A 15,719-nucleotide genomic window follows, 5' to 3' on the forward strand; every position below is an offset into this window, starting at 1 on the left:
TAAATGGAAAGGGATTAACCTTGAATCACGGCTTGATACTGTTCGGACACGGCTCGCGCGATCCGGAATGGGCGCGCCCGCTGCGCGAGGTGGCGGCACGTCTGGCCGGTGCGCCGTCGGCGCCGCGCGTCGAACTCGCCTTCCTCGAATTCCTCGAACCCACGCTCGATCAGGCCTGCGACCGGCTGGTCGCGGATGGCGTGACGCGCATCGCCGTGGTGCCGATGTTCATCGCACAGAGCGGGCATGTGCGGCGTGACCTGCCGGCTCAGGTCGAAGCCGCACGCGCGCGCCATCCGTCGCTGCTCATAGAACTGGCCACGGCAGTGGGCGAGGACGCACGCGTGCAGCAGGTGATGGCCGAGGTGGCTCTGGCTGCCCTGACCGGTTGACGGGGTTCAAGACTCGGCGCAACACGCCGTTAGCACTGCCAGAGGTCGGGTGCCATCAGGTTTGACGGGATTCCGGCCGCAGACTTCCGGAGCCTTGCATGCCCAGTGTGACAGCGAAAGTACGGGTGCTCGTCGTCGATGACGAACCCTTCAACCTCGAAATCATCCGGGAATATCTGGACGCACCCGGATTGGAGCTGACCATGGCTCACGACGGTGTCGAAGCATGGGCACTGCTCGAAGATGCCGAGCGCGAATTCGACCTGCTGGTGCTGGACCGCATGATGCCGCGCCTGGACGGTATGGAAGTGCTGCGCCGCGTGCAGCGCACGCCGCGCCTGCGGGGTATGCCGGTCATATTGCAGACAGCCGCCGCGACGCCGGACCAGGTACGCGAAGGGCTCGAAGCGGGCGCGCGCTATTACCTCACCAAGCCGTACGAGCCGGACGCACTGCTTGCCATCGTCAAGTCTGCACTCGACGAAGTACGTCGCACGCGCGAATTCCAGTTGCAGGTCGAAGACATGCGCCGCGCCATGTGCGTGCTCACCCGCGCGGAGTTCGAGTTCGCCACGCTTCAGCAAGCGACCGAGTTGTCGACGCTGGCGTCGCTGGCGGCGCCGCAACCGGAAAACATCGTGATGGGCCTGAGCGAGCTGCTGATCAATGCGGTCGAGCACGGCAATCTGGGCATCACCTACGCCGAAAAGTCGCGCCTGCGTCTGGAAGACCGCTGGCAGGAAGAGGTCGAGCGCCGCCTTTTGTTGCCGCAGAACGCGGGCAAGCGGGCGCGCCTGACGGTCGAACGTTCGGCAACGGAAGTGCGCTTCACGGTCAGCGATGAAGGTCGGGGTTTCGACTACACGCGTTATCTCGACTTCGATCCGGAGCGCGCCTTCGATCCGAACGGCCGTGGCATCGCAATGGCGCGCCAACTTTCTTTCACGCGGCTCGAATACAGCGGGTCCGGCAATGTGGTCAGCGCAGCGGTGGACGTGCAATGAGCATTACGCAAGTCACTGCGGAAGGCCTGGCGCCAATCGTCGATCAGCAGCCCGTGAGACCGATGACGGTGCTGGTCGTTGATGACACCCTGATCGGCCGCGCAACGGTCAGTGCGCTGGTGCGTCGGCTCGGCTATCGCTGCATCGAGGCGACGGACGGCGCCGCTGCGCTGCAGGTCTTTCGCAGCGTTCGCCCCGACATCGTGCTGATGGACGTCGTCATGCCCGGCATGGATGGCCTGCAGGCCACGCGGGAACTGCGTCGCCTGTGTGCCGGTACCTGGCTGCCCATCCTGCTGCTGTCGGCGCGTGCCGACGATGAAGACATGATTGCCGGCCTGGCGGCGGGTGCCGACGACTACCTGAGCAAGCCGATCCGGCGTGCGATCCTTGCGGCCAAGCTGGCTGGCTGCGCGCGTCAGCTGGCACTGCAGGCCGACATGAACAACTACCGCGCCGAGCAGGAAGCGGAGATCGAATTTGCGCGTTCCGTCATTGATCGCCAGGTAAAGGGCAAGACTGTCGCCGACTCGCGGGTACGCTATTCGGTGACTCCCACGACGCAGTTCTCAGGCGACATCGTTGCCGTGTCGCGCTCTCATTCCGGTGCGCTGTACACGCTGCTGGCCGACGCCACCGGTCACGGACTGGCAGCAGCGATCAGTGTGCTGCCGGTGCTGCAGGTGTTTTTCGGCATGGCGGCGAAGAACCTGTCGCTCGGCCTGATGGCGGGTGAAATCAACCGGCATCTGATGTCGTCGCTGCCGGTCGGCCGCTTTGTCGCGGCCAGTATGCTCAGGCTGGGAGATGGCTTCGGCGAACTGTGGGTCGGCGGCACGCCGGACGTCCTGTGGCTGAACAAGCAGGGCGTGGTGAAAGAGCGTTTCGGGTCAGCCAACCTGCCGCTGGGCATCGATGCCGACGATCCGGTCAATGTACCGCCGCGCCATTTCCGCTGGACCCCGGGCGACCAGCTCGTGCTGTGTTCGGACGGACTGCTCGAGGCGCAGTCACCCGGCGGCGAGGCGTTCGGCAACCATCGCATCGAAGCGGTATTGCGCGACACCCTGCCCACGCAACGCCACGATGCGGTGCGCAAGGCGCTCGACATGCATCTGGACGGGGCATCGGCGCACGACGACGTATCGCTGATGGTGATCAATCTGGAATGAAATCCGCGCCGGACGGCGCATGCGCCTGGATACGACCGACCGCGTCGGCCGCTCAGGCGCGTTGGCACAGCGATTGCATGCCAGGGTCAACCCGAATCCCGAATCCCGCTCCATGGCTGTCCTCAATGTTCTGGTGGTCGATGAATCGCGCAAGCGCGCAGCGGAAATCTGTGCCGGGCTCGCCTGCGCCGGTTATCAGGTGGCCGCGGTCCTGTCGAGCGCCTACGATCTGCATCTCAAGGTCGAAGAGCTCAAGCCCGATGTCATCCTGATCCAGACCGATTCGCCCTCGCGCGACACGCTGGAACACATGGCCGCGATGGACCGCGAGAAGCCGCGTCCGGTCATCGTGTTCGCCAACGAATCGGACAGCAAGACCATCCGTCGGGCCATGAAGGCCGGCGTGTCGGCCTATGTGGTCGACGGGCTGGAAGCCAAGCGCATCAAGCCCATCATCGATGTGGCGCTGGCGCAGTTCGAGGAACACCAGGAACTGCGGCGCGCGCGCGACGAGGCGCGGCAGAAGCTGTCCGACCGCATCACCATCGACCGTGCCAAGGGCGTGCTGATGAAGCTGCGCGGCATTGACGAAGACGCCGCGTACCACACGCTGCGCAAGCTGGCGATGGAGCGCGGCAAGACCATCGCAGCCGTATCCGAAGACCTGCTCGCGACCGCCCGACTGCTTGGCTGATCCTGCGCCGGTCACATCCGCCGCTGCACCGGCTGTCGGCGGCTCCCTGTCCCGACTTTTGCCGGCGTCGCTGCCGATCACCGCTGTTCGTCGTGGTGCGCGGCGTCGGGCTGTTGCACCGCACAAGTGCAGCCTGATAAGGCAGCGCGCGCAGTACCGTCAGTCTGAACATGCAAAACCTTTGAAAAACAGCTGGATGGATGCGGTGAAGCACACTGGCACGCTGCATGCTAAGAGATGTTCAAGGCGCAACAACGACGTTGCGGCCAGCGAGGCTCGAAAGCCTCCGACAGGGACAGGGGCGTCCATCCGGCTCGGCTTTCACCGCTGCGGATGTACGCCCCTTTTTCATTCTGGAACCGAAACATGAACCGACGGAGAACACGATGGCTGACCATCCGAAACAGGCAGACAGCGCGCAGGCCCCAAGCAACATCGAAACCACAGACAAGCGTCGCAGCTTCCTCAGGCAGGGCGTGGCACTCGGCGCAGGAGCAGCGCTCATGAGCATGGTGCCGCCCGGCGTGCGTTCGGGAGCATGGGCTGCCGGTTCGGACGCACCCGAGAAGAAGGAAGTGCGCATCGGCTTCATTCCGCTGACCGATTGTTCGAGCGTCGTGATGGCGGCGGTGGAGAAGTTCGACGAAAAGTACGGCATAAAGATCATCCCGTCCAAGGAGGCATCGTGGGCGGCGGTGCGCGACAAGCTGGTCAACGGCGAACTCGATGCAGCGCACGTGCTCTACGGCCTCGTATATGGCGTGCATCTGGGCATCGGTGGCCCGAAGAAGGACATGGCCGTGCTGATGAGCCTTAACAACAACGGCCAGGCCATCACGCTCGCCAACAAGCTGAAGGATCAGGGCGTCACCGATGGCACCAGCCTGAAGAAGCTGCTGACCAGCAAGCCGGGCGACTACACATTCGCGCAGACCTTCCCGACCGGCACCCATGCCATGTGGCTGTATTACTGGCTGGCCGCGCACGACATCAATCCGATGAAGGATGTCAAGGTCATCACCGTTCCGCCACCGCAGATGGTCGCCAACATGCGTGTCGGCAACATGGACGGTTTCTGCGTCGGCGAGCCGTGGAACAACCGCGCCATCATCGACAAGATCGGCTTCACGTCGGTGACGACGCAGGACATCTGGACAGATCATCCGGAGAAGGTGCTCGGCACCACCGCCGAATGGGTCAGCAAGTACCCGAACACGGCGCGCGCCATGACGGCCGCGGTCCTCGAAGCGGGCAAGTGGATTGACGCCTCGCTCGCCAATCGGCGCAAGACGGCAGAAGTCGTGGCAACCAAGTCCTACATCAACACCGACATGGATGTCATCCTGGAACGCATGTTGGGTCGCTATTCGAACGGCCTGGGCAAGAGCTGGGATGACAAGAACGCGATGAAGTTCTTCAACGACGGCGCGGTGAATTTCCCCTACCTGTCGGACGGCATGTGGTTCCTGACCCAGCACAAGCGCTGGGGCCTGCTGAAAAGCGACCCGGACTATCTGGCCGTTGCCAAGGCGATCAATCGCATCGACATCTACAAGCAGGCCGCGACGGCCGCCGGCGCGCCGCTGCCCAAGAGCGACATGCGTTCGCACAAGCTGATCGACGGTGTCACCTGGGACGGCAAGGACCCGCAGAAGTATGCAGGCAGCTTCAAGGTCAACGCCGCTTGATGGTTCGGACGCGGGGTTCGCCCCGCGTCCTCCGGTACCGAAAGGAGTCAATCATGAGTGCAGCAATCATTACCAGTGACAAGGTGGTTCCGATGACTTCGGGCTCCGCCGCCGCGCCAGTGCGCGCCGCGAACGAAGCCGTGCCGGTCGCGCCTCCCGTTGTGGCCGCAGCGCCGCGCGAGCCGCGCACGCCGATGTCGGAAATCCTGCTGAGCATTTTCAAGGCGGTGTTTCCGCCGATCGCCGGCATGGTGTTGCTGATCGCCGTGTGGGCGCTGCTGGCGGGCTCCGGCGGCAGCATCCCCGGGCCGCTGCCGGTGTGGGAAGCGGCCAAGGTGCTGTTCGCCGACCCGTTCTACAACAACGGGCCGAACGATCTGGGCATCGGCTGGAACGTGCTGTCGTCACTGCAGCGCGTCGGCATCGGCTTCGGCTTCGCCGCCCTGATCGGCATTCCGCTGGGCTTCATCATCGGCCGCTTCGCCTTCATGAACGCCATGCTCGATCCGATCATTTCCCTGCTGCGTCCGGTCAGCCCGCTCGCCTGGCTGCCGATCGGTCTGCTGGTGTTCAAGCAGGCCGATCCGGCTGCGACGTGGACCATCTTCATCTGCTCGATCTGGCCGATGATCATCAACACTGCGGTGGGCGTTCAGCGCGTGCCGCAGGACTACATGAACGTGGCGCGCGTGCTCGATCTGAGCGAATGGAAGATCGTCACGAAGATCCTGTTCCCGTCGGTGCTGCCGTACATGCTGACCGGCATCCGCCTGTCCATCGGCACCGCCTGGCTGGTCATCGTCGCCGCCGAAATGCTGACCGGCGGCGTGGGTATCGGCTTCTGGGTGTGGGACGAATGGAACAACCTGAAGGTCGAGCACATCATCATCGCCATCTTCGTCATCGGCATCGTCGGCCTGCTGCTCGAACAGTGCCTGCTGCTGCTCGCCCGCCGTTTCTCGTACGGCAACAGCTGATCGCGGATTCAGGAGATTCCCATGAGCAAAGTCATCGTCAAGGTGGAAAACGCCGGCATGTCCTTCGATACCAAGAAAGGCAAGTTCGTCGCACTGCGCGACATCGACCTCACCATCGCCGAGGGCGAATTCGTCACGCTGATCGGCCACTCCGGCTGTGGCAAGTCGACGCTGCTGAACTTGATCGCCGGGCTCACGCTGCCGACCAGCGGCAACCTGTTCTGCGACGGTCGCGAAATCGCCGGCCCGGGCCCGGAACGCGCCGTCGTGTTCCAGAACCACTCGCTGCTGCCCTGGCTGACCTGCCGCGAAAACGTGCTGCTGGCGGTCGAGCGCGTGTTCGGCAAGAAGGAAGGCAAGGGCAAGCTGAAGGCGCGCGCCGAGGCGGCGCTCGAAATGGTGCATATGGACCACGCGCTGGACAAGCTGCCGCATGAAATTTCCGGCGGCATGAAGCAGCGCGTCGGCATCGCCCGCGCCTTCGCGATGGAGCCGAAGATCCTGCTGATGGACGAGCCCTTCGGCGCGCTCGACGCACTGACGCGCGCCAGCCTGCAGGACGAGCTGAACGGTGTCATGGAAAAGACCGGTGCGACCGTCGTCATGGTGACGCACGACGTCGATGAGGCGGTGCTGCTGTCCGACCGCATCGTCATGATGACCAACGGCCCGGCGGCCACCATCGGCGAAATCCTCGAAGTGAAGCTGGCCCGTCCGCGCGACCGGTTGAAACTGGCGCATGACCACGACTTCGTCGAGTACCGCGCCGCGCTGCTGGAATTCCTGTATCAGAAGCAGGTGAAGAAGGCGGCCTGACCCGGCGTGTGCCGGGCGTCGCTGCGCTCACCCCAACCTGCGGGGCGGGTGCGGGGTGCGGCGGGTGCGTGTTGGGCATCGCCTTTGGCTCACCCCAACCTACAACGGCGCGCGGAGTCCGTAGGTTGGGGTGAGCGCAGCGATGCCCAACATCCCCGCTCCATCTCCGCGAAGCTGCGCGACATCGTCGACGACGTAGGTGTCGGAGCTGCCCTCGCCTGCCAGGGCGAAGTGCCGGGTCAATCTGTGCCGTTTGCGGCAAACCGTGACAGGCGAAGCGGCCGCCGTGCGCGTGCGCGGTCGCCTGGGCGATAATCACGGTTTTCCCGCACCGCCCAGCCCATGAAAGTTTTCGGATTTGCCGGCTACAGCGGCTCCGGCAAGACCACGCTGATCGAACAGCTCATCCCGCATTTCGTGCTGGAGGGGCTGACCGTTTCGCTGATCAAGCATGCGCATGCCGGGTTCGACATCGACCGCCCGGGCAAGGATTCCTTTCGCCTGCGCGAGGCCGGCTGCACCGAAGTGCTGCTCACCTCCAACAACCGCTGGGTGCTGATGCACGAACTGCGCGGTCGCGACGAGCCGTCGCTCGATGAACAGATCGCGGCGCTGAGCCCGTGCGATCTGGTGCTGGTGGAAGGTTTCAAGGCCTCGCCGATTCCCAAGCTGGAAATCCATCGTCCGTCGCACGACCGGCCGCTGATGTATCCGGACAATCCGCATGTGGTCGCGGTCGCGACCGATGTGCCGATGGAACTTCCGCTGCCGCGGCTCGACCTGAACGATGTGGACGCCATCGCCGTCTTCATCCTCACGCACCAGGGGTTCCGATGAACGAAATGCTTACGCTCGACGCCGCACTCGCGCGCCTGCTCGATGCCGCGCGCCCGATCGGCGACACCGAAACGGTCAGCACCTTCCATGCGGCCGGTCGTGTGCTGGCACGCGATCAGCGGTCGGCCATCACGGTTCCGCCGCACGACAACAGCAGCATGGATGGCTACGCGGTGCGCGTGGCCGACCTCGAATCGGTCGGCGATTGCCTGCCGGTCAGCCAGCGCATTCCGGCCGGACACGTCGGTGCGCCGCTGGCGCCCCGCACCTGTGCGCGCATCTTCACCGGCGCGCCTGTGCCCGCGGGTGCCGACGCCATCGTGATGCAGGAAGCCACGCGCACCACCGATGCCGGGGTGTGCTTCGACGAGATACCGAAGACCGGCGCATGGATACGCCGCACCGGCGAAGACATCCGCAGCGGCGATACGGTGCTGGCGGCCGGCAGCCGGCTGCGTGCGCAGGAAGTCGGCCTGGCCGCGTCGGTCGGGCTGGCCGACCTGCCGGTGGTGCGTCGGCCGCGCGTCGCGCTGTTTTCCACCGGCGACGAACTGGTCATGCCGGGCCAGCCGCTGCCGCCGGGCGCCATCTACAACTCGAACCGCTACCTGCTGCGCGCGCTGTGCGAGGCGCTGGGCTGCGAAGTGCTCGATCTGGGCATCGTGCCGGACCGGCTCGACGCCACGCGCGCCGCGCTGCGCGAAGCGGCGGCGACCTGCGATGTCATCCTGACCAGTGGCGGCGTCGGCGTCGGCGAAGAAGACCACATCAAGCCCGCACTGATGGCCGAAGGTTCGCTGGAAAGCTGGAAGATCGCGATGAAACCGGGCAAGCCGCTGGCGCACGGCCATGTGAAACGCTCCGATGACAGCATGGCCGACTTCCTGGGTCTGCCCGGCAATCCGGTGTCCAGCTTCGTCACCTTCCTGCTGCTGGTGCGTCCGTTCATCCTGCGCCGCATGGGTGTGAAGGGCGTGACGCCGGTGCCCTTCATGGTGCGCGCCGATTTCGACTGGCCGAAAGCTGATCGCCGGCGCGAATTCCTGCGCGTGCGCCGCACTGCCACCGGCGGGCTGGAGCTGTTCGACAACCAGAGCTCCGGCGTGCTCACCTCGACCGTGTGGGGCGATGGCCTGGCCGACATCGCGGCCGGGCGGACGATCGCCCGGGGCGATGCCGTGCCTTTCCTGTCCTTCGAATCGCTGCTGTACTGAGTCATGACGAACAAGACCATCAAAGTGCTGTATTTCGCCGCGCTGCGCGAGGCCCTCGGCACCCCGGGCGAAACGCTTGCACTGCCGGACGACTGCACGACCCTGGCCGGCGTGCGGGCGCTGATCGCCGGTCGCGGCGGCGACTGGGAGAAGCTGGCGCAGATGAAGAACCTGCGCGCCGCGATCAACCAGCGCATGGCCGATCCGGCCGCGACGGTGGCCGACGGCGACGAGGTCGCCTTCTTTCCGCCGGTCACCGGCGGCTGAGCGGGAGGCAGGCATGAGCGTAAGTATCCGCGAAGCCGATTTCGACATCGGCGCCGAAATCGACGCGCTGCTGGCCGGCCGCACCGACGTCGGCGCGGTGGCCACCTTCACCGGTCTGGTGCGCGACATGAACGACGGTTCGGGCGTGCACGCGATGACGCTCGAACATTATCCGGGCATGACCGAGGCGGCGCTGGAAGAGATCGTCGTCGAGGCGAAGTCGCGCTGGGACATTCTCGCGGTGCGCGTGATCCATCGCGTCGGCCTGCTGCAACCGGCCGACCGCATCGTGCTGGTCATCGTCGCCGGCAGTCACCGCGGTGAAGCCTTCGCGGCGTGCGAATTCATCATGGACTACCTGAAGACGCGCGCACCGTTCTGGAAGCGCGAGGACACCCCTGACGGCAGCCGGTGGGTCGATGCGCGCGACACCGACGACAGCGCTGCCCGGCGCTGGGACTGATCAGGCGCCGCCTTCGACCCTGACGGGCAGCGGAAAGGGCTTCACCGTGCGGCCCTTCTTCGCATACAGCAGCACCGGCGCGCAGCGTTTTTCGTCGGCGTGGATGCCGACGCAGTCGAGGCACTGGAAACAGTCGTCGTAGCGGATGTCGCCGCTGCGCTCGATCGCGTCGTACTGGCAGCGGTGCCGACAGGTCTGGCACGGCTTGCCGCATTCCACCCGCCGCGCCAGCCAGTCGAAGCGGCGCAGCTTGCCACCGAGCGCCATGGCCGCGCCGAGCGGACACACATAGCGGCAGAAGAACTTGTAGCTGAACGCGCCGGCCAGCAGCAGGCCGACCGCCCATGCGACATAGGGCCAGGTGCGGTCGAATCCCACCGTGATGGCGGTCTTGAACGGTTCGACCTCGACCAGCCCGGTCGCCAGATCGGGCGCGACGCCGGCCGCCACCACCAGCACGAGCAGGATGACGTAGCGGCCGCGGTCGAGCACCCGCGCGAGCCGCGCGGGCAGGCGGATCTGCGGCACGCGCAGCTTCTGTGCCGCCATCGCGACGAATTCCTGCAGCGCGCCGAACGGGCACAGCCAGCCGCAGAAGGTGCCGCGGCCCCAGATGAAGAAAGTCACCAGCGTGAAGGCGATGATGAGCAGCGATACCGGGTCGTACAGGAAGCTCTTCAGGCTCTGGCCGGCGACCAGCGTCTTGATCGCGCCGGTGATCTGCACGATGGACAGCTGGCCCTGCGCATACCAGCCGATGAACACCAGCGTGAACAGCAGGAAGCCGCTGCGGAACACCACCAGCCGGCGCGCATCCTTCGCCATCCACTGCGGTTTCGCCAGCACCACCGACAGCAGCACGAGCGCGGCGCCGATCAGCGCCAGATCAGGCCAGCGGCCCTGCCAGGCGATCAGCCATTCCGGCAGCGGCTTCGGCGGATACACGAACAGCTGCTCGGGCAGCGCGTAGTCGAGCGCCACCGTCTGGTTGGTGATGCGCGGCAGCATGATGCCCTTGGCGCGGGTCAGCGTCAGCGTGACCTGCAGCGGTTGCGCCGGATCAAGATTGGATGCGGCATAGACGCGGAACACGCCCGATGAATTGAAGGCGGGTGCCCCGGGCGGCGCCGGGTGCTCGAACACCAGATCGCGCATCTCCGCCGGGTAGTCGCCCTGGGTCAGCTGCAGCTTCGGCGGCGCGGTACCGGGCACGAAGCTGTCGTCAAGCACCGCATCGCGGCCGGTGCTGGCGAACCACAGCGCATGCTGGCCCGGTTCGAGCTTCTTCATCAGATCGGCGTAGCGTGCATCGCCCAGCACCGTCCGGCCGATGGTCGGCGCATTCAGGTAGGCGACGTAAAGTTCGATCAGCGTGTCGCCGGGGCTGCGCAGCGCGTCATCGTCGACGCCTTCGCCTTCGGTGCCGGCAAACAGCTTTTCGGCCTCGGCGTGTGTCACGCGCAGACGCCCGATCAGGCCGCGCTCGACCAGCACCGGAAAGTCCAGTGGTTCATAGACATCGCTGCGCACTTCGGCGGGCGGACCGCGTGTGCCGGGGTCGGCGAAACCCAGCTTGGCGCGTGCCACCGCCAGCCCGGCGGCCAGTGCGGTCTGATTCACGATGCGCACCGACGCGGTGGCCTTGGTGACGCCGTCCAGCACCACGCGGTTGTCGGCAGCGCCGGTCTTCGTGTTGCCGTAGGCCGACGACACGGTGAAATCCTGACGCAGGTTCTTGCCGGCGTACTGGCGCACGAACTCGTTCAGCGGCGTTTCGCCCAGGCCGCTCAGGAACACCGGTTCGTGCTGTCGCAGCACCGATACGTCGATGAAGTTGCCCTTGCGGTCGATCGCCACCAGCAGGTTCATCGGCGTGCCTTCGAACCCCGGGATGGGTGCCAGATCGATCGACTCGAACACATAGCCGATCGGCCCGCCTTCCGGTTCCAGTTCGCTGGTGATCGGCCAGGCGGGAATGTCGGTCAGCTTCGGCTGCACGTGCAGCGGCGGCGGAAAGCGCGCCGACAGAGCCTCCAGCGTCATGTCGCCGGCGACGGCGGGCGCACAGGACAACATGAAGCACAGCGCGCTGGCAGACACGGCGGCCAGCACGAAGCGGATCGGACCGAACAGGGAAGATGTCATCGTGCGGCGGGGTGCAGTTCGTGAAGCGATGGTTCGCGACGCTAGCACACGTCGGCCGGATCGAAATCCGACGTCGAAGGGAAACTCCTTCGTGCGTTAAGCTGTCAAGGAAACATGACATACCCGAAAACCGCTGCTGCATCCTGTCGGTGCGGCCGGGCTGACCACCGCGGAGAACCTGCATCATGACCATCCAACGCTTTCGACCGCGCTTCCTGCTTCATGCCGCCGTGGCGCTGGGTCTGCTGCCGATATCGGCGTTTGCGCTGACCGAAGCGGACATCGACGAAGCTATCCGCAAGCCCTCGTGGGGCCTCTACAAGGGCTACGCGGAATTCAAGATGGCGCACTACGACGACGCCAAACGCATCTGGTCCGTACTGGCCGAGCGCGGCAGCGGCGAGGCCTGGTTCAATCTGGGCATCCTGGCCGAAGACGGGCTGGGCGAGCCGCGCGACCCGCAGCAGGCGCGCCACCGTTACGAACAGGGGGCGCTGGCCGGCAGCCGCAACGCAGCGCTGCGCCTCGGCCTGCTGCTGCAGACCAGCAAGCTCGGCGCGCCTGACCCCGATGGCGCGCGGCGCTGGCTGAAGGTCGCTGCCGACGGCGGCGATCAGGAAGCGGTGACCCAGCTTGCCGCACTGTCGGGCGATGCGCCGGGCGGCAGTGCGGCCGATCGCGCGCTGGCCGACGCCCGGAAACTCGAAACCGATGGCCGGCATGGTGATGCCGTGTCGCAGTACAGGACACTGGCCGATGCGGGCGACCCGCGCGGCGTGACCCGGCTTGCCTGGGCCTACGAATCGGGCCGCGGCGTGCCGCGTGATCTGGCCGAAGCTGCGCGGCTGTTCCGTGTCGCGGCCGAAAAAGGCGAAGCGGAAGCGCAGTTCGCACTCTCGGTCATGCTCGAAACCGGCGCCGGTCAGTCGCGCAACAGCGACGAATCGATGCGCTGGTTGCGCAGTTCGGCCGACCAGAATTACCCGCCCGCGGTCGAGGCACTGCAGGCGCGCAAGTAGCGATCGATCGACTGCGCGCAGATTCCCCTGGAATGCCCCCTGTGGGAACGGGGCGGTCTGTGGGAACGGCGATCCACTGCCGGCCCTGCATGGCCGGCCGGCTCTGCGGGCGGCGAGCAGTGCTCGCCGAAACCCCCGCTCCGTTCCACGGCTGGCCCTGCATGGCCAGCCGGCTTCGCGGGCGGCGAGCAATGCTCGCCGAAACCCCCGCTCCGCCCTCGCCGCGATACGCACGCTGCAATGTGGCCATTGCTGCACTGATCGCGGCGAGGCCGCCGCTCCCACAGGGCCGCTCCCACTGGGACAACTCCCGGCGCCCGGCGGCTTCAGGGCGCGATCGGCAACACCAGGCTGGCGCGCAGCCCGCCTTCGGGGCGGCGGCTGAGCGTGATGTCGCCGCCTTGCGCGCGCGCGACGGCGCGGGCGATGGCGAGGCCCAGGCCGCTACCGCCGGTGTGGCGGGCGCGCGACGCCTCCAGCCGCACATAGGGTTCGAATACCCGCTCGCGTTCGGCATCCGGAATGCCCGGGCCGTCGTCGTCGATGTCCACCCGTGCTTCGGTGGCGGTGCCCGATACGGTGACGCGGATCTTGCCGCTGCCGTAGCGGCGCGCGTTGTCCATCAGATTGGCCAGGCAGCGGCGGGTGATCGACGGCCGCACGATGACCGGCTGCGCCACGCTCCCGTTCACTTCGATATCGGCGCCCAGTGCGGCGATGTCGTCGGCCACACCTTCGACCAGCGCGTCGAGCCGGGTGGGGGCCGCCGCTTCCGAACTGTCGCCGGCGCGCAGGAAGGCCAGGGTGTCGTCGATCAGCGTTTCCATGTCAGCCAGATCGCGCTCGATGGCGTCGCGTACCGCGCCTTCGGGCAGTTGTTCGAGGCGCAGTCGCACCCGGGTGATCGGCAGGCGCAGGTCATGCGACACGCCGGCCAGCGCCTGCGCCCGGGTGTGGATCAGCGTGCGCAGCGCGCGCTGCATGCTGTTGAAGGCGCGGGCGGCGCCGGCAACTTCCCGCGGACCGGATTCGCCCAGCGGCGCCTGTTCGAGGTCGCGCGCCAGTCCTTCGGCAGCGCGCGCGAACATGTCGAGCGGCCGGGTCAGCCGGCGCACCACCCAGATCGACAGCAGGCTGACGACGATGGCCACCAGCAGCAGGCTTCCGATGATGCGCAGCGGCCGCTCGGCCACCGCGAGTGGCGGCGAATAGCGGAAGGTGAGCACCGTGCCGTCGTTCAGCCGCGCCTGGGTCGACACATTGTGCGCATGCGGCTTGGCGAGCAGCCGCGCCAGGGCTGGCGGGGGCGGCGGGCGCAGCGGCAGCGCGTCACCTGCGGGCGCATCCGGCGATACCGTGCCGCGTTCGAGCGTGATCACCTGATGCATGTGGCGGCCCGCGATGCGCTCATTCACCTTGTTGGCGAACGCTTCGAAGTCCTCGTCCACCGGCCGTGCGTCGTCGTACCAGGGTTCGTCGAGCGACAGCGCGGTGCTCGGACTTTCCAGCAGTCGCACCAGGCGGGCCCGGCCGGCCGGCGCGGTGTCGTTGATCAGCGCGATCGATTCGGCCACCCGCGTCGCGGCATATTCGCTGCGCACCTGACGCGACAGGCGCACGCGGTCGTCCACCACCAGCCAGAGGCCGATGCCATTGGCCACCAGCAGTCCGCCGAGCAAGGTCAGCAGGATCTGGCCGAACAGCGTGCGCGGCATCAGGCGCGAAAAGAAGAAAGCGCTCAAACGTGTTTCTCCACCGGCACCGACAGCACATAGCCTTCGCTACGCAGCGTGCGGATGATGCGCGGCTCGCGCCCGTCGTCACCGAGCCGGCGGCGCAGCCGGCTGATCATCACATCCACCGTGCGATCGAACGGACCGGCGCTGCGACCGGCCAGCACGTCCATCAGCTGGTCGCGCGACAGCACGCGGTTGGGGCTTTCGGCCAGCGCGTTCAGCATGCGGAATTCGCCGCTCGACAGCGGTGTCACGACGCCCTGCGCGTCCACCAGGTGGCGGGCACCCAGATCGAGTGTCCAGCCGGCGAATTTCAGCGTGCGCACCGTGCCGTCGCCGTCCGGATGTTCCGGCGCGCGGCGCAGGATGCTGCGCACCCGTGCCAGCAGTTCGCGCGGGTGGAATGGCTTGGGCAGGTAGTCGTCGGCGCCCATTTCGAGACCGATGATGCGATCGAGCTCGTCGCCTCGCGCGGTCAGCATCAGGATGGGCAGGCGCGATTTCGCGCGGATTTCGCGGCACAGCGCGAGCCCGTCATCACCGGGCAGCATCACGTCGAGAATCAGCAGGTCGCACGCTTCGTGGGCGAGTGCGGCGCGCAGGCCCGGGCCGTCTGCCACGGTGCGCACGTCCATGTCCTGCTTGCCCAGATAGTCGCGCAGCAGCTCGCGCAGGTCGGGGTCGTCATCGACGACCAGGATGCGCGGCTTGGGATTGGCGGTGTTCATGCATGCAAGCTTAGCGGCTTGCCGGCCGTCCGCATGCAAAGCCGACAAATCCACACAGCCGGTTTACGCGCTGTTAACAATTGCACTGCGCAGTCAGTGCGCGTGATTGCGTCGTGATCGGGTCGATGCCAGCGCGATCAGGCCGAGCAGCAGTCCGGCGGCGGCGTAGTCGGCGCTGTACAGGATCAGGCCGGCGCCGCCGCTGACGACTGCCGCCGCGGTCAGCGCGGGGATGCGCGTCGCCATGGCCAGTGCGCCGGACGCCAGCGCCAGCCAGCCGATGCGCTGGTCGATGAACAGCTGCGGCGCGTAGCGCCTTGCAGCGCAGCGCCAGTCGTCGCTGGCCGCTGCGCACAGACCGTGCAGCGCGTCGGATTCCATCAGTCCGTAACGCAGCGCAGCGCTGGCCGCGACGGCGGCGGCGAAGGCGACGATGAGGCCGGTGACCGGCGTATTGCGGTGGAACAGGTGTCGGTTCATGGGCGAGGGAGTGTAGGCGGAGTCCGTCGCCACAGGGCAAGGGATTTTCGCTGTGTTAGCATCGCCGCGCTGCAACAACAGGTCGTT

At 66.5% G+C, this 15,719-nt stretch carries 16 protein-coding genes; 12 read left to right on the forward strand and 4 right to left on the reverse strand.

Going from position 1 to position 15,719, the window contains the following annotated elements; genetic code table 11:
- Window positions 1-20: 20 nt before the first annotated feature.
- The 11 genes from NMQ14_RS14850 (at window position 21) to moaE (ending at window position 9,524) form a co-directional block, all read left to right on the forward strand.
- Entirely contained in the window at window positions 21-392 is a 372-nt protein-coding gene (locus NMQ14_RS14850) for a sirohydrochlorin chelatase (RefSeq protein ID WP_257097363.1), read from the forward strand.
- Window positions 393-490: 98 nt separating this feature from the next.
- Entirely contained in the window at window positions 491-1,396 is a 906-nt protein-coding gene (locus NMQ14_RS14855; protein WP_257097365.1) for a response regulator, read from the forward strand.
- On the forward strand, window positions 1,393-2,568 hold the full coding sequence (locus tag NMQ14_RS14860) for a SpoIIE family protein phosphatase (RefSeq protein WP_257097367.1): 1,176 nt from the start codon (window positions 1,393-1,395) through the stop codon (window positions 2,566-2,568). The genes NMQ14_RS14855 and NMQ14_RS14860 overlap by 4 nt, the downstream gene beginning before the upstream one ends.
- A 112-nt stretch (window positions 2,569-2,680) precedes the next feature.
- The gene (locus tag NMQ14_RS14865) at window positions 2,681-3,262 is read left to right on the forward strand and encodes an ANTAR domain-containing response regulator (RefSeq protein WP_257097368.1); all 582 of its coding nucleotides are present in this window, start codon (window positions 2,681-2,683) and stop codon (window positions 3,260-3,262) included.
- Window positions 3,263-3,648: 386 nt separating this feature from the next.
- A complete protein-coding gene (locus NMQ14_RS14870) occupies window positions 3,649-4,950 on the forward strand; it encodes a CmpA/NrtA family ABC transporter substrate-binding protein (RefSeq protein ID WP_257097369.1) in 1,302 nt (433 codons plus the stop codon).
- Window positions 4,951-5,003: 53 nt separating this feature from the next.
- Window positions 5,004-5,927: a nitrate ABC transporter permease gene (ntrB, locus tag NMQ14_RS14875; protein WP_257097370.1), complete on the forward strand. Its 924-nt coding sequence runs from the start codon at window positions 5,004-5,006 to the stop codon at window positions 5,925-5,927.
- A gap of 21 nt (window positions 5,928-5,948) precedes the next feature.
- A complete protein-coding gene (locus tag NMQ14_RS14880; protein ID WP_069038023.1) occupies window positions 5,949-6,743 on the forward strand; it encodes an ABC transporter ATP-binding protein in 795 nt (264 codons plus the stop codon).
- 342 nt (window positions 6,744-7,085) lie between these two features.
- Window positions 7,086-7,580, forward strand: coding sequence for a molybdopterin-guanine dinucleotide biosynthesis protein B (gene mobB, locus NMQ14_RS14885; RefSeq protein ID WP_257097371.1), 495 nt, complete (start codon window positions 7,086-7,088; stop codon window positions 7,578-7,580).
- Window positions 7,577-8,794, forward strand: coding sequence for a gephyrin-like molybdotransferase Glp (gene glp, locus NMQ14_RS14890; RefSeq protein ID WP_257097372.1), 1,218 nt, complete (start codon window positions 7,577-7,579; stop codon window positions 8,792-8,794). The genes mobB and glp overlap by 4 nt, the downstream gene beginning before the upstream one ends.
- A 3-nt stretch (window positions 8,795-8,797) precedes the next feature.
- Complete coding sequence (gene moaD, locus NMQ14_RS14895) at window positions 8,798-9,061, forward strand: molybdopterin converting factor subunit 1 (protein WP_257097374.1); 264 nt, start codon at window positions 8,798-8,800, stop codon at window positions 9,059-9,061.
- A gap of 13 nt (window positions 9,062-9,074) precedes the next feature.
- Window positions 9,075-9,524, forward strand: coding sequence for a molybdopterin synthase catalytic subunit MoaE (gene moaE, locus NMQ14_RS14900; protein WP_257097376.1), 450 nt, complete (start codon window positions 9,075-9,077; stop codon window positions 9,522-9,524).
- Here moaE and NMQ14_RS14905 read toward each other — a convergent pair whose 3' ends face one another.
- The gene (locus NMQ14_RS14905; protein WP_257097378.1) at window positions 9,525-11,669 is read right to left on the reverse strand and encodes a 4Fe-4S binding protein; all 2,145 of its coding nucleotides are present in this window, start codon (window positions 11,667-11,669) and stop codon (window positions 9,525-9,527) included. It abuts the gene before it with no gap.
- A 185-nt stretch (window positions 11,670-11,854) separates the two neighbouring features.
- On the opposite strand from NMQ14_RS14905, the gene NMQ14_RS14910 reads away from it, so the two are divergent.
- The gene (locus tag NMQ14_RS14910; RefSeq protein WP_257097379.1) at window positions 11,855-12,688 is read left to right on the forward strand and encodes a tetratricopeptide repeat protein; all 834 of its coding nucleotides are present in this window, start codon (window positions 11,855-11,857) and stop codon (window positions 12,686-12,688) included.
- Window positions 12,689-13,014: 326 nt separating this feature from the next.
- On the opposite strand, the gene NMQ14_RS14915 is transcribed toward NMQ14_RS14910, so the two are convergent.
- From NMQ14_RS14915 to NMQ14_RS14925, 3 genes are all read right to left on the reverse strand, one after another.
- On the reverse strand, window positions 13,015-14,430 hold the full coding sequence (locus NMQ14_RS14915) for an ATP-binding protein (RefSeq protein WP_257097380.1): 1,416 nt from the start codon (window positions 14,428-14,430) through the stop codon (window positions 13,015-13,017).
- The gene (locus tag NMQ14_RS14920; protein ID WP_257097381.1) at window positions 14,427-15,152 is read right to left on the reverse strand and encodes a response regulator; all 726 of its coding nucleotides are present in this window, start codon (window positions 15,150-15,152) and stop codon (window positions 14,427-14,429) included. The genes NMQ14_RS14915 and NMQ14_RS14920 overlap by 4 nt, the downstream gene beginning before the upstream one ends.
- Window positions 15,153-15,245: 93 nt before the next feature.
- Window positions 15,246-15,632, reverse strand: coding sequence for a hypothetical protein (locus NMQ14_RS14925; RefSeq protein ID WP_257097382.1), 387 nt, complete (start codon window positions 15,630-15,632; stop codon window positions 15,246-15,248).
- Window positions 15,633-15,719: the final 87 nt, after the last annotated feature.

The organism is Methyloversatilis sp. XJ19-13 (assembly GCF_024580155.1).
Taxonomy (GTDB): domain Bacteria; phylum Pseudomonadota; class Gammaproteobacteria; order Burkholderiales; family Rhodocyclaceae; genus Methyloversatilis.